At 63.6% G+C, this 12,496-nt stretch carries 13 protein-coding genes and 1 pseudogene; 6 read left to right on the top strand and 8 right to left on the bottom strand.

Features of this window, described 5'->3' with window-relative positions; translation table 11 throughout:
* Nucleotides 1-5: 5 nt before the first annotated feature.
* Nucleotides 6-1,124 carry a 4-hydroxyphenylpyruvate dioxygenase gene (hppD, locus tag I6F12_RS35770; protein WP_225158430.1) on the bottom strand — a complete coding sequence of 373 codons (1,119 nt, stop codon included), beginning with the start codon at nt 1,122-1,124 and terminating at the stop codon, nt 6-8.
* A 120-nt stretch (nt 1,125-1,244) separates the two neighbouring features.
* On the opposite strand from hppD, the gene I6F12_RS35765 reads away from it, so the two are divergent.
* Nucleotides 1,245-1,724: an Lrp/AsnC family transcriptional regulator gene (locus tag I6F12_RS35765; RefSeq protein WP_036016121.1), complete on the top strand. Its 480-nt coding sequence runs from the start codon at nt 1,245-1,247 to the stop codon at nt 1,722-1,724.
* A gap of 74 nt (nt 1,725-1,798) precedes the next feature.
* On the top strand, nt 1,799-2,110 hold the full coding sequence (locus tag I6F12_RS35760; RefSeq protein WP_225137233.1) for a DUF1272 domain-containing protein: 312 nt from the start codon (nt 1,799-1,801) through the stop codon (nt 2,108-2,110).
* Nucleotides 2,111-2,119: 9 nt separating this feature from the next.
* On the opposite strand, the gene fahA is transcribed toward I6F12_RS35760, so the two are convergent.
* The 5 genes from fahA to I6F12_RS35735 form a co-directional block, all read right to left on the bottom strand.
* Nucleotides 2,120-3,385: a fumarylacetoacetase gene (gene fahA, locus I6F12_RS35755; protein ID WP_225158429.1), complete on the bottom strand. Its 1,266-nt coding sequence runs from the start codon at nt 3,383-3,385 to the stop codon at nt 2,120-2,122.
* Between the two features lie 140 nt (nt 3,386-3,525).
* Nucleotides 3,526-4,872, bottom strand: a complete 1,347-nt coding sequence (gene hmgA, locus I6F12_RS35750; protein WP_225158428.1) for a homogentisate 1,2-dioxygenase — start codon at nt 4,870-4,872, stop codon at nt 3,526-3,528.
* Between the two features lie 2 nt (nt 4,873-4,874).
* Nucleotides 4,875-5,831 (bottom strand): MBL fold metallo-hydrolase, encoded by a 957-nt coding sequence (locus I6F12_RS35745; RefSeq protein WP_225158427.1) that lies wholly within the window; start codon nt 5,829-5,831, stop codon nt 4,875-4,877.
* A 22-nt stretch (nt 5,832-5,853) separates the two neighbouring features.
* Nucleotides 5,854-6,078, bottom strand: a complete 225-nt coding sequence (locus I6F12_RS35740; RefSeq protein WP_025032749.1) for a DUF2783 domain-containing protein — start codon at nt 6,076-6,078, stop codon at nt 5,854-5,856.
* A gap of 8 nt (nt 6,079-6,086) precedes the next feature.
* Nucleotides 6,087-7,730 (bottom strand): FAD-dependent oxidoreductase, encoded by a 1,644-nt coding sequence (locus tag I6F12_RS35735; protein ID WP_225158426.1) that lies wholly within the window; start codon nt 7,728-7,730, stop codon nt 6,087-6,089.
* Nucleotides 7,731-7,840: 110 nt separating this feature from the next.
* Here I6F12_RS35735 and I6F12_RS35730 point away from each other — a divergent pair, with 110 nt between their 5' ends.
* The 3 genes and pseudogenes from I6F12_RS35730 to I6F12_RS35720 all read left to right on the top strand — a co-directional run.
* On the top strand, nt 7,841-8,383 hold the full coding sequence (locus tag I6F12_RS35730; protein WP_225143618.1) for a MarR family transcriptional regulator: 543 nt from the start codon (nt 7,841-7,843) through the stop codon (nt 8,381-8,383).
* Between the two features lie 88 nt (nt 8,384-8,471).
* A complete protein-coding gene (locus I6F12_RS35725; RefSeq protein ID WP_225158425.1) occupies nt 8,472-9,191 on the top strand; it encodes a methyltransferase domain-containing protein in 720 nt (239 codons plus the stop codon).
* Nucleotides 9,192-9,228: 37 nt separating this feature from the next.
* Nucleotides 9,229-9,393, top strand: a pseudogene (locus I6F12_RS35720) (MarR family transcriptional regulator); the annotation flags it as partial.
* A 91-nt stretch (nt 9,394-9,484) separates the two neighbouring features.
* Here I6F12_RS35720 and I6F12_RS35715 read toward each other — a convergent pair.
* Both I6F12_RS35715 and I6F12_RS35710 read right to left on the bottom strand, forming a co-directional pair.
* On the bottom strand, nt 9,485-10,252 hold the full coding sequence (locus I6F12_RS35715) for a hypothetical protein (protein ID WP_225158424.1): 768 nt from the start codon (nt 10,250-10,252) through the stop codon (nt 9,485-9,487).
* Nucleotides 10,253-10,501: 249 nt separating this feature from the next.
* Nucleotides 10,502-11,308, bottom strand: a complete 807-nt coding sequence (locus I6F12_RS35710) for an N-acyl homoserine lactonase family protein (RefSeq protein WP_225137240.1) — start codon at nt 11,306-11,308, stop codon at nt 10,502-10,504.
* A gap of 347 nt (nt 11,309-11,655) precedes the next feature.
* Between I6F12_RS35710 and I6F12_RS35705 the strand changes: the two genes are divergently transcribed.
* On the top strand, nt 11,656-12,496 hold an 841-nt coding region (locus tag I6F12_RS35705), incomplete at its 3' end, for a caspase family protein (RefSeq protein ID WP_225158423.1).

Below are 12,496 nucleotides of genomic sequence, written 5' to 3'. Positions count from 1 at the left end.
ACGTCCTACGCCGCGTCCCCCACCTTCAACACGCCGCGCCGGATCTGGTCCTCCTCGATCGATTCGAACAGGGCCTTGAAATTGCCCTCGCCAAAACCGTCGTCGCCCTTGCGCTGAATGAACTCGAAGAAGATCGGGCCGATTGCGTTGGCCGAGAAGATCTGCAGCAGCACCTTGGTCTGGCCGCCATCGACCACGCCCTCGCCGTCGATCAGGATGCCGTTCTTCTTGAGCCGGGCGACATCCTCTCCGTGCTTGGGCAGGCGCGTATCGATCTTCTCGAAATAAGTGTCGGGCGGCGACGGCATGAACGGCAGGCCGGCCTCGCGCAAACCTTCGATGGTGCGATAGATATCGCGGCAGCCGCAGGCGATGTGCTGGATGCCCTCGCCGCGATAGGTCTGCAGATATTCCTCGATCTGGCCGGACTCGCCGGCGTCCTCGTTGATCGGAATGCGGATCTTGCCGTCGGGGCTGGTCAGCGCGCGCGAGAACAGGCCGGAGGCGCGGCCCTCGATGTCGAAGAAGCGGATCTGGCGGAAGTTGAACAGCTTCTCGTAGAACCCGGCCCAGACATTCATGCGGCCGCGATGGACGTTGTGGGTGAGATGGTCGAGATAGAACAGGCCGGCGCCATGCGGCTTGGGATCGCGCGCGCCCAGCCATTCGAACTCGGCGTCATAGGCCGAGCCCTTGGCACCGTAACGATCGACCAGATAAAGCAGGCTGCCGCCGATGCCCTTGATCGCGGGCACATCGAGCGTCTTCTGCGCCGACGACACATCGGCCGGCTCGGCGCCGAGCGCAATCGCGCGGTCATAGGCCGCCTTGGCATCGACGACGCGGAACGCCATCGATGGCGCACAGGGGCCGTGGGCGGCGACGAACTCATAACCGTGCGTGCCGGGCTCCTCGTTGACGAGATAGTTGATGTCGCCCTGGCGATAGACCGTGATCTTCTTGGTTCTGTGGCGCGCAACGGGCGCATAGCCCATCAGCTTGAACAATGCGTGCAGCTCTTGCGGATTGGGATGCGCGTATTCGACGAACTCGAACCCGTCGGTGCCCATCGGATTGTCGGCAGTGATCGTGGCCGGCGGTGCATCGTGCGGAAATGGTCCCATGGTGTTCTCCCGAATGGCTGCTGACGGAACTATCCTTCATGGGCCATGCAATGAGCGTGCAAACGAGGCGGGCTTTGGCTATTCTATGCACGATCCGTGCACGAAATGGATGAAAGACGCATGATTTCCGTTGACGCCTTCGACCTCAGGATTCTCGGCGCGCTCCAGGACGACGGTCGCCTCACCAACCAGGAGCTCGCCGAGCTCGCGGGCCTGTCGGCTTCGCAATGCTCGCGGCGGCGGATGCGGCTGGAGGAGGAGAAGGTGATCGCGGGCTACCACGCCGACCTCTCCAGCGAGGCGCTCGGCTTCGGCGTGATCGCCTTCATCCAGGTGGGACTGGCGACACATTCGCCCGACAATTCCAAGCGTTTTCGCGCGCTGGTCAACCGGATCGACGAGATCCAGGAGGCGTATTCGCTGACGGGCGATGCCGATTATGTCCTCAAGGCCGTGCTGCGCGATCTCAAGGGGCTGTCGAACCTCGTCAATGACGTGCTGATGCCGCACCAGAGCGTGGCGCATGTGCGCTCCTCGATCGTGCTTGATAGGCTGAAGGAGAGCTCGAAGCTGCCGCTGAAGGAGATCAAGCCCGGCTGAAATCGAGGGAACTATGGCATTCGCGCTGGCAACGCGATCTGCGATGATCGCAGCTCCAGTTGCGGAGATTCAACATGGCGCTCCAGCTGCGACCGAATTGCGAATATTGCGATTGCGACCTGCCGCCCGACGCGACCAATGCGCGGATCTGCTCCTATGAATGCACGTTCTGCGCGGACTGCGTCGAGACCAAGCTGTTCAATGTCTGCCCGAATTGCGGCGGCGGCTTCGCTCCGCGGCCGATCAGGCCGGCGCAGGAATGGCGGCCGGGCGTGTGCACCGCCAAGCAGGCGCCGTCCGACAAGCGGGTGCATCTGAAGTACAGCCTGGAGGATGTCGCGGCGCATTGCGCGCGGGTGCGCGACGTGCCGCCGGAGAAACGGTGATTTGGCCCGCTACTCCGCCACGATCGATCCCTCGACCTCGCCGAACCCGACGCGGTAGCCGTTGCCCTGACACCAGCCGCGCATCACGAGGCTGTCGCCGTCCTCCAGGAACGAGCGCCTGGCGCCGCCGGGCAGCTCGACGGGCTCGGTGCCGTTCCAGCTGATCTCGAGCAGGCTGCCGCGCTGGTTCTTCTCCGGGCCGGAGATGGTGCCGCTCCCTAAGAGATCGCCGACATTCATGGCGCAGCCCGAGGAGGCGTGGTGCATCAATTGCTGCACCGAGGACCAGTACATGTACTTGAAATTGGTGCGGCTGATGCTGGCGGGCGCATTGGCGCCGGCGCCGCGCAAGGAGACGTCGAGCTCGACATCGTAGTTTTGCGGCCTGGTCTGCTTGAGATAATCGAGCGGCACCGGCTGCTGCTCCGGCCCGTTCAGGCGGAACGGCTCCAGCGCCTCGCGCGTCACCACCCAGGGGCTGATCGAGGTCGCGAACGCCTTGGCCAGGAACGGGCCGAGCGGCACATATTCCCATTGCTGGATGTCGCGCGCGCTCCAGTCGTTGAGCAGCACGAAGCCGAAGATCATCTCCTCGGCCTGGCTCTCGGTGAGCATGCCGCCCATGGGCGACGGCTGGCCGATCACGACGCCCATCTCCAGCTCGAAATCGAGCCGCTTGCACGGCGCAAAGCTCGGCAGCTCCACGTTCGGCGGCTTCAGCTGCCCGCGCGGCCGCTTCACCCTGGTGCCGGAGACCACGACGGTGGAGGCGCGGCCGTTATACGCGATCGGCATATGCAGCCAGTTCGGCTGCAGCGCATTGTCCTTGCCGCGGAACATCACGCCGACATTGGTGGCGTGCTCCTTCGACGAATAGAAATCGGTGTAGCCGGAGACGGCGAAGGGCAGGTGGAGCTTCGCGTCGCGCATGAGAACGAAAGCGCGCGAGCGCAACTGCTCGTTATCGCGAAGCTCCGGATTGTCGTGCCGCAAGAGCTCGCTGATGCGCGCGCGGGTTTTCGACCAAACCTTTGGACCCAGATGCATCAGGGCGTTCAGTCCTCCTGCAAATGTGCCCGGATCGCCCGCACTGATCAGGCCATCTTGCTCGAGCTCCCAGAGATCGAGCACGTAGTCGCCGATCGCTACGCCGAGGCGCGGGGCACGGCCATCCTTGGTCGAGAACACGCCATAGGGCAGATTTTGGATCGGGAAGTCCGAGGCCGGATCGACGGCGATGAAGGAGCGGAGGCTGGGGTCGTTGGGGTGGGGCATTGGTTCCTGCCGAATGTTTATTCACAGTTTCTCCGCCGTCATTCCGGGGCGCGCGGAGCGCGAGCCCGGAATCCATATTCACAATCGTGGTTATGGATTCCGGGCCTGCGCCTTCGGCGCATCCCGGAATGACCAAGTAACTACGGCTTGCCCGGATCGAACCGCTTCTCCAACCCCTTCCAACAATCCGCGTAATCGGCCTGGAGCGTGGCGGCGTTCGCCGCATGCGCGGTGACGCGCTGCGGGTAGCGGGTCTCGAACATGAAGGCCATGGTGCCGGTCAGCTTCACCGGCTTCAATTCGCCGTTGCTGGCGTGCTCGAATGCGTCGCGGTCGGGGCCGTGCGGCAGCATGCAATTGTGCAAGGAGATGCCGCCGGGGACGAAGCCCTGCGGCTTGGCGTCGTAGACGCCGTAGATCAGGCCCATGAACTCGCTCATGATGTTCATGTGATACCAGGGCGGACGGAAGGTGTTTTCGGCGACCATCCAGCGCTCGGGGAAGATGACGAAGTCGATGTTCGCGGTGCCCGCGGTCTCCGAGGGTGAGGTCAGCACCGTGAAGATCGAGGGATCGGGATGGTCGAAGCCGATCGCGCCGACCGGCGAAAAGGTGCGCAGATCATACTTGTACGGCGCGTAATTGCCGTGCCAGGCGACGACATCGATCGGCGAATGCGGCAAGGCCGTCTTAAACAGCGAGCCGCCCCATTTCACGTAGAGCTCGGTCGGCGTGTCCTTGTCCTCGTAGTTTGCCACCGGCGTCAGGAAGTCGCGCGCATTGGCGAGGCAATTGGCGCCGATCGGCCCGCGCTCCGGCAGCGTGAAGGCGCCGCCGTAATTTTCGCAGAGATAGCCGCGCGCCGGCCCGTTCGGAATCTCGACGCGGAACTTGACGCCGCGCGGGATCACCACGATCTCGCCGGGCTCGGCATCGATGCGGCCGAACTCGGTGACGAGGCGCAGATTGCCCTGCTGGAGCACGAACATCAGCTCGCCATCGGCATCATAGAAATGCTGATCCACCATCGACTTGGTGATGAGATAGACATGCGCGGCCATGCCGGCCTGCGTATTCACATCCCCCGCCGTCGTCATGGTCTGCACGCCCTGAATGAAGGTGACATCCTCCTTCGGCAGCGGTGTCGGATCCCAGCGCAGCTGCGCGATCGGCAGGTCGTACTCATGGCACGGCGCCGAACGCCACAAGCCGGCATCGACCTTCTCGAAGCGGCCGGAATGCTTCACTGAAGGCCGGATGCGGTAGAGCCAGGAGCGCTCATTGCTGCCGCGCGGCGCGGTGAAGGGCGAGCCCGAGAGCTGCTCGGCATAGAGCCCGTAGGCGCAGCGCTGCGGCGAGTTGCGCCCGATCGGCAACGCGCCCGGCAGCGCCTCGGTCTCGAAAGAGTTGCCGAAGCCGGACATGTAGCCTGGCGTCACCTGGGCCGAGCTGCGGATGATCTGATCAGGCGAGGTATTGATGTTCATGACTATCCTCCTCCTTGCAAGGCGGCCCACATTTCCTGATCGCGCTTGTCGGTCCAGATCACGGGGTCGTCGATACCGGACGCTTCGTCGTAAGCGCGCGACACGTTGAACGGCAGACAGTGCTCGTAAATGGCAAAGCTCGAGAATTTCGGATCCATCACCTCGCGCGTCGCCGCCATCGATTCCTTTAAGCTGCGGCCCTTGGCGACCGAGATTTCGGCCGCGCCATAGAGCGAGGTGACGAAGTCGCGCGTCATCGCGATCGCCTCGCGCACCGTGGCGGTGCCCTTCAGCGCATCGCCGCGGCCCGGCGCGATCGCCTTCGGATTGAAGTTGCGGATCTCGTTCAGCGTCATCGGCCATTCTCGCAGATGCGCATCGCCGCAATAGCAGGCCGAGTGATACTCGATGAGGTCGCCCGAGAACATCACCTCTGCATCCGGCACCCAGCCGACGATGTCGCCCGAGGTGTGGCCGGCGCCGAGCTGCATCAGGCGCACCTCGCGCTTGCCGAGATAGATCGTCATCTCGCCTTCGAAGGTCAGCGTCGGCCAGGTCAGGCCGGGAATGCTCTCCGCATCCTGGAACAGGCGCGGAAAGCGGCCGTACTCGGAATCCCAATCCTGCTGGCCGCGCTCCGCAATCAGCCGATGAGTCTCCTGCGAGGCGACGATACTTTGGGCGTGATAGGCGGAGGCGCCCAGCACGCGCACGGCGTGATAATGCGACAGCACGACATATTTGATCGGCTTGTCGGTCACCGTGCGGACCCGCTCGATCACCTTGTTCGCCATGGCCGGCGTCGCCTGCGCGTCGAACACGAGGCAGCCATCGTCGCCGACGATCACGCCGGTGTTGGGATCGCCCTCGGCGGTGAAGGCATAGAGATCGGTGCCGATCTCGGAGAAGGTGATCTTCTTCTCGGAGAGATCGCCGGTGGATGCGAAGTTCTTCGCCATCAATTCGTCCTTCAGGTCAGGGTTATTGTTGTTGCTGTTGCTGCTGCTGGCCGTCGATCATGCGGCGCTTGGCGAGTCCGATCGCCTCGCGCAGCACGTCGATGTCGCCGATATGGTTGGCGAGGATGAGCACCAGAGCCGCGTCGAAATCGGCGCTCTGCTCCTCGGTCAGGCCGCGATGCGCCTCGACGATGGCGCGGAAGGCATCGTCAGGGCGCGCGAAGTTCGAACTGGTGGAGAGCGGCATGCCAGACCTCAATACAAACCTTCGGCTCGCGCCAGCGCCGCCGCGATCGCCGAACGCGTCGGATGACGGAAGCGCGCCGCGACATAACCGTCGGGCCTCAGCAGGTAGGCGGCACCCGGCACGGCGCCGTAGCGCTTTGCGATTAGGCCCGAGGGATCGGCAAATTCACCGTCGGCGCCAATGCGGATGCCCTTGATACCATCAGGCGCATCGATCGGCGCGCCATTGCTGAACGACAGCAGAGTGAAATCCGTTCCACCTTTGCGGAAGGCATCCGTCAGATAGATCGGCTCGCCGGCGGACGTTGCGGCGGGCGCGTCGAGCATCGAACCGCCGGGCGGGGGTCCACCGCGCCACGCATCCGCATCAAGCGAGGACAGCGGCGTATCGTAGCTGCACGGCACCGACAGCCGACCGCCATTGACCATGCGCTTGCCGAATTCGGTCTCCTTGGCGAGCGACAGCACCGCCTTGCGCAGCCGTGCCTCCTGATGCGAGTTCGGCGCCATGAAGTCGGTCGAGCGGGTGGATTCGCGGATGTTCTCGTCGGCCGCCATGCTGCGCTCGACATGGTAGCTCTCGAGCAGGCTCGCAGGCGATTTGCCGCGCAGCACGCGGTCGAGCTTCCAGGACAGATTCTCTGCGTCTTCGAGTCCCGAGTTCGCGCCACGCGCGCCGAAGGGCGAGACCTGATGCGCGGAATCGCCGGCGAAGATGACGCGGCCATGGATGAAGCGGTCCATCCGCCGGCATTGGAATTTGTAGAGCGAAATCCACTCGAATTCGAACTTGTCGTGGCCGAGCATGCGCGCGATCCGCGGCCGCACGTTTTCCGGCTTCTTCTCGAGAACCGGATCGGCATAGCGGTTGAGCTGGAGATCGATGCGCCAGACGTCGTCGGGCTGCCGGTGCAGCAGCGCCGAACGTCCGGCATGAAACGGGGGATCGAACCAGAACCAGCGCTCGGTCGGAAATTCCGCGGTCATCTTGACGTCGGCGATCAGGAACTGATCCTCGAACACCTGGCCGGCGAATTCCGCCCCGACCATCTGCCGCAGCGAGGAGCGCGCGCCGTCGCAGGCGACGACATAGCGCGCATTCAGGCGGTAGGCGCCCTCGGGCGTCTCGATCGTCAGCAGCGCGGAATCGTTGCGCTGCTCGAGCGCCGTCACCTTGTTGCGCCAGCGCAGGTCGATCTCCGGCAGCTCGTTGATGCGATCGACCAGATAGGCCTCGGCGTAATATTGCTGGAGATTGATGAAGGCCGGCCGCTTGTGACCGTCTTCGGGCAGGAGATTGAACTGGTAGAGCTGCGACTCGCCGTGGAAAATCCGCCCGACGCTCCACACCACGCCCTTCTCGACCATGCGGTCGCCGACGCCGAGCCGGTCCCAATATTCCAGCGAGCGTTTCGAGAAGCAGATCGCGCGCGAACCCTCGCCGATGCGGTCGGCATCATCGAGCAGCACGACGCGCTGGCCGCGCTGGGCAAGATCGATCGCCAGCGACAAGCCGACCGGGCCCGCACCGACGATCACGACCGGATGCTCCGCAGGGCTCGAGGCGAGGCGGTCCTGATCGGGATGACGGCGGTAGCCGAACTGGGTCTTGGCTTGAGCGGTCTTGGCTTGAGGGGTATTGGCCGGCGCCATACACGAACCTCGGCTCTGGTCAGGACAGGATCGATCTGCTAGATAGTCTCACGTGCAACTATTTTGGACCGGAGCCGGCCGGCCGTCAACTAGAATTCGGAGCGCTCTCCTTGGCGAGGACATCCAGCGACATCGCGCTCAAAGCGCGCGCGGCCGACGAGGCTTCGGCGCGGCCAAAGCCGCGGCTCGATTTGTTCAAGTTCGTGCCGTTCCGCCTCAATCGGCTCGCCGCGGAGGTCAGTTCCGCGCTGTCGGTCGAGTATCAGGAACGCCACGGCCTCGACATTCCGGCCTGGCGCGTCATCGCCACGCTCGGCTTCCGCAATGATGCCTGCAGCGCGCAATACATTTCGCAATGCACCCGCACGCACAAATCCACCATCAGCCGCGCAGTGACGGCGCTGCTCAGCGACGGCCTGATCGAGCGGGTCGAGAACGAAGCCGACCGCCGCGAATTCCGCCTGCAACTGACCAGGAAGGGCCGCGCGCTCTACGAGGAGCTGTTCCCGCAATTGCTGCGGCGAGAGGACGAGATCCTCGCCTGCCTCTCGGCGCAGGAGCGCAAGCAGCTCTCGGCCCTGCTCGGCAAGATCGAGCAGAGCCTCGATCTGATCCAGACCAGCGAAGAGGCGGATGCGAAGCAGGCGTATTAGGGCGCCCCCCATAAGGCGCAGACGTCAGCTTTTGGGAGCCCGGTTGAGAAAGCTTGGTAGGACCGTGACGGCAGCGAGGTATATAGCGATGCTCCTTGTGGCGTTTGCCGCAACTCGCGCATACGCCGCTGACATAGGTTATCTGGCTCCCCCTGGAGTCGCGGCAAACGAGTTTCCCTCACCGCAGCGTCCTGTCGCACGGATCGTCAGCCCGCGCCGCTCCGCCGAAGAGCGCCGCGACGCCCTGAATGAGGCCGGTCAAATCGCACGCGCTCTTGAACTGAAACCAGGGATGACTGTCGGCGACATTGGAGCAGGCAGTGGCTATCACACGGTCAGGCTCTCGCACGTCGTCGGATCCGCCGGCTCTGTCGTTGCCCAGGACGTCACGCGGGACTATCTCGTCGAACTCGCCAGGCGAACAAAACTTCTGAAGTTGACAAACGTGCAATTCGCGCTCGGCGAACCACACGACCCGCGTCTGCCCGCTTCCTCGCTGGACGCCGCAATCCTTGTGCATATGTATCACGAGATAGCCCAACCCTATGCCTTTCTCTACAATCTTGCGTCCGCCTTGAAGCAAGGTGCGCGGGTCGGAATTGTCGATCTTGAGCTTCCGACGTCGAAGCATGGCACGCCAATTGAGCTCTTGCGGTGCGAGTTGACCGCCGTCGACTATCGCGAGATCGCCACATATAAGCTCGCAGGGGGCGGAGGATACCTGGCGGTATTCTCTCCTCCGGAGCTAGCGGCTCGAAAATCTCCCCACGATATCGTTGCTTGCGGGGATCCTGCCGGTGCTCGTTGACATCGCGCCCGCCTCCCGTCTCAACCCATCCGACGAACTCTACGAGGAGCTGTTCCCGCAATTGCTGCGGCGAGAGGACGAGATCCTCGCCTGCCTGTCGGCGCAGGAGCGCAAGCAGCTCTCGGCCCTGCTCGGCAAGATCGAGCAGAGCCTCGATCTGATCCAGACCAGCGAAGAGGCGGATGCGAAGCAGGCGTATTAGGGTGCTGGCTGGCAAACGGGCTGCGCTCAAGGGCTGAAGCGTGTGGCGTCTAAACGAGACCACAGAGCGCGCGGCCCTCAACGCTGTTCAATCACTTCACGCCATCATTCCGCGGCTCTTCGTCGATGGCTCGATCGGAGACCCGAGCCTGGACGTCACAGTCTTCCGGCGTGATCGAGACACTCGCCGCGCCGGCTTCCTCCTTCGCTGATAGCGACGGTGATGGGGGTCGATGTTCGGCGCGGTTGCCGCGGAAACGGCGATGTAGTTTCTCACCCTGGTCGAAAATGATGTTGAGCAGCCAACCTGCGATCGGTCGCGCGATTGCACGAAACGGCCTGGCAATGATGAAACCGCCTTTGACATTCTCGATCGGGAAAGCCAATGCGTTGACCAGAGTGTCGGCGGTGACGTACCGATAATTTTCTGCCAGATGCTCGCTGTTCATCAGCATCTGGATGGCAGGCTTGTCGTTCTCACCGTCGACCAGGATCATCGAGGAAAATTTGTCGTCCGAACCGGTCAGTGCATTGGCCTCAGCCGTTGTGACGGGATGCAGGCGCACGACGCCAGCTTCGGTTTGCTGGCGGTAGTGCACGGCCAGCGTAAGCTCGCCCATCTGCACCGCGACCAGCAGCGTACCGAGATAATCGGCATTAGGCTGTGGCTTCTCGAAACTGACGCCAGGGACCATTTCGATGATATCGAGAATGCGGCCTAGATCAGCGGCGGCCGCGGCGCGGCCGGCGAGACTGGCGGCCAGGTCGGCAATTGCCCTGGAAGCTTTCGAGAAATGCCCGCTGGCGCCTTTCATGGCGTTGGCAGCAAGGTTTTTGAGTTTTGAAAGCACGCCGAACACCGTTGTGAATGTCAGGCACAACCTAGAAATGACGGATGAATACGTCAATCGGCGTGCACGATCGCGCATCCCGGGTCGATGCTTTACATCGTCCCGAGCGACGAAAGTCGCTACCCTCACTTGCCGAAACCGACTTCGCCGCCGTCACCACGAGGGACGGACCGGGTCAGGCACGGCCGCGACGGCGCGGGGTCGGCGTGAGGCCGGGAAGGGCGGGTGACCACATTTGTCTCCAAAGTGACGATATCGTCATTCCGCAAACGACCGCGTCGGCGGCAGATGCAGCGCCCAGGCATCGACCTCATCGCTGGCGCGCGGATAGATCTCGGTCACGATCGGATCGTGGCCGGGGATGAACCTGTCGGGATGGCCGGCGAGGCGCTCGATCGTGTCCCAGCCTTGCGCCATGTCGCCGACATTATAAACGATCGGGAACGGGCTCTTGCGCTGCAGATTGGCGTAATAATGCGCGGCATCGGAGGCCAGCACCACGGCGCCGCGCGCGGTCTCGACCTTCACCACCTGCAAGCCGTCGGAATGGCCGCCGACGCGGTGCACGGTCACGCCGGGAGCAACCTCGCCATCGCCGGAATAGAAGGTGACGCGCTCGCCATAGACGTGGCGCACCATCAGCGTCACATGCTCGACCGAGAACGGATGGCGCAGCAGGCCGTTGCACATGCAGCGCCCGGTCGCGTAGGCCATCTCGCGCTCCTGCAGATGGAAGCGCGCGTTGGGAAAGCGGTCGAGATTGCCGGCATGGTCGTAGTGCAGATGCGTCACGATGACGTCACGAATGGCTGACGCCGAAACGCCGAAACGCTCCAGCGCATCGACAGGATTGAGCGTGAGCTTGCGCGCCCGCGCGCTCGCCTCCTCGGCGTTGAAGCCGGTATCGACCAGAATGTCGCGGCCGTGCCCTCGAATCAGCCAGACGAAATAATCGAGGTCCTGCGCCGCGCTGTCATGCGGGTCGGGCACGAGGAAGTTCATGTGGGGGGTGCGCGGCGACATCGTCGCATAGCGCAGGGCGTAGATCTCGTAGACGTTTCCCATGGGCTCGCTTTTTTTAGAGTTGGATCTTGGACGATCGCGCACACCAAGCCACCACCGGCAGGAAAGGTCAAACCCGGAGGCGAGGCTGCAATGTGAGATCGATCACGTCTTCACCCGCCCTGGCCGCGCTAAGGTCCGCCGGACAGCATCGAGGTACCGAGGACCGTCATGATAACCCCATCCATTCCTCTCGCGGCATGCCCATCCGCTGCGGTCCATCATCGGGATAAGGTCGAATCTCCAAGCGGTTGACGCCCTCCGTCCCCGGTTTGATAATGAGGTAAGCGTAAGTTAAGGTCGCCGCGGCGCAAGCTGGAACGGCGCCTTTTGGCTGGACCGCGCTGATTATGAAAATTCGCTTCTTTTTTCTTCTGCCCTTGCTGATCTCGCTCGTCCCGACGGCCCCCTCGCTTGCGGCCGGCGACCGTTTTGCGCTGGTCATCGGCAACGCCAAATATCCGGATGCGGATGCCCCGCTGAAGGAACCGATCAACGATGCGCGCGCCGTCGCCGACGAGCTCAAGCGCGACGGCTTTTCGGTCGAACTCGGCGAGAATCTGACCGGCGACGCCATGCGCCGCGCCTTCGACAAGCTCTACGGCAAGATCAAGCCGGGCTCGGTCGCGCTGGTGTTCTTCTCGGGTTTCGGCATCCAGTCGGCGCGCCAGAGCTACCTGCTGCCGGTGGATGCGCAGATCTGGACCGAGTCCGACGTGCGCCGCGATGGTTTCAGCCTCGAGACGGTCCTCGGCGAGCTCAACACGCGCGGCGCCGGCGTCAAGATCGCGCTGGTCGATGCGTCCAGGCGCAACCCGTTCGAGCGCCGGTTCCGCAGCTTCTCAGCGGGCCTGACCCCGGTGATCGCCCCGAACGGCACGCTGGTGATGTACTCGGCGGCGCTGGCCTCGGTGGTCTCGGACGCCGGCGGCGACCGCAGCCTGTTCGTCCAGGAGCTGCTGAAGGAAATCCGCGTTCCCGACCTGATGGCCGAGGAGACGCTGAACCGCACCAAGATGGGCGTCACCCGCGCCTCGCGCGGCGAGCAGGTGCCGTGGATTTCCTCGTCATTGGCCGAAGATTTCTCGTTCATTCCGGGCGCCGGCGGATCGCGTCCGGCAACGCCGCCGCCCGCGCCTCCCGCTGCGCCGGCCGTCGTCGCCAACAACCCGCCGCCCGCCCCTCCCGCAC

Source organism: Bradyrhizobium sp. IC4059, assembly GCF_020193615.1.
Taxonomy (GTDB): Bacteria; Pseudomonadota; Alphaproteobacteria; order Rhizobiales; family Xanthobacteraceae; genus Bradyrhizobium; species Bradyrhizobium yuanmingense.
The sequence above is the reverse complement of the archived record's forward strand: the minus strand, read 5'-3'. Positions and strand labels throughout refer to the sequence as shown.

Coding starts and splice junctions, on each gene's coding strand:
- hppD (WP_225158430.1), bottom strand. CDS start 1,124: ATGGGACCATTTCCGCACGATGCACCGCCGGCCACGATCACTGCCGAC.
- I6F12_RS35765 (WP_036016121.1), top strand. CDS start 1,245: ATGATTTCCGTTGACGCCTTCGACCTCAGGATTCTCGGCGCGCTCCAG.
- I6F12_RS35760 (WP_225137233.1), top strand. CDS start 1,799: ATGGCGCTCCAGCTGCGACCGAATTGCGAATATTGCGATTGCGACCTG.
- fahA (WP_225158429.1), bottom strand. CDS start 3,385: ATGCCCCACCCCAACGACCCCAGCCTCCGCTCCTTCATCGCCGTCGAT.
- hmgA (WP_225158428.1), bottom strand. CDS start 4,872: ATGAACATCAATACCTCGCCTGATCAGATCATCCGCAGCTCGGCCCAG.
- I6F12_RS35745 (WP_225158427.1), bottom strand. CDS start 5,831: ATGGCGAAGAACTTCGCATCCACCGGCGATCTCTCCGAGAAGAAGATC.
- I6F12_RS35740 (WP_025032749.1), bottom strand. CDS start 6,078: ATGCCGCTCTCCACCAGTTCGAACTTCGCGCGCCCTGACGATGCCTTC.
- I6F12_RS35735 (WP_225158426.1), bottom strand. CDS start 7,730: ATGGCGCCGGCCAATACCCCTCAAGCCAAGACCGCTCAAGCCAAGACC.
- I6F12_RS35725 (WP_225158425.1), top strand. CDS start 8,472: ATGCTCCTTGTGGCGTTTGCCGCAACTCGCGCATACGCCGCTGACATA.
- I6F12_RS35710 (WP_225137240.1), bottom strand. CDS start 11,308: ATGGGAAACGTCTACGAGATCTACGCCCTGCGCTATGCGACGATGTCG.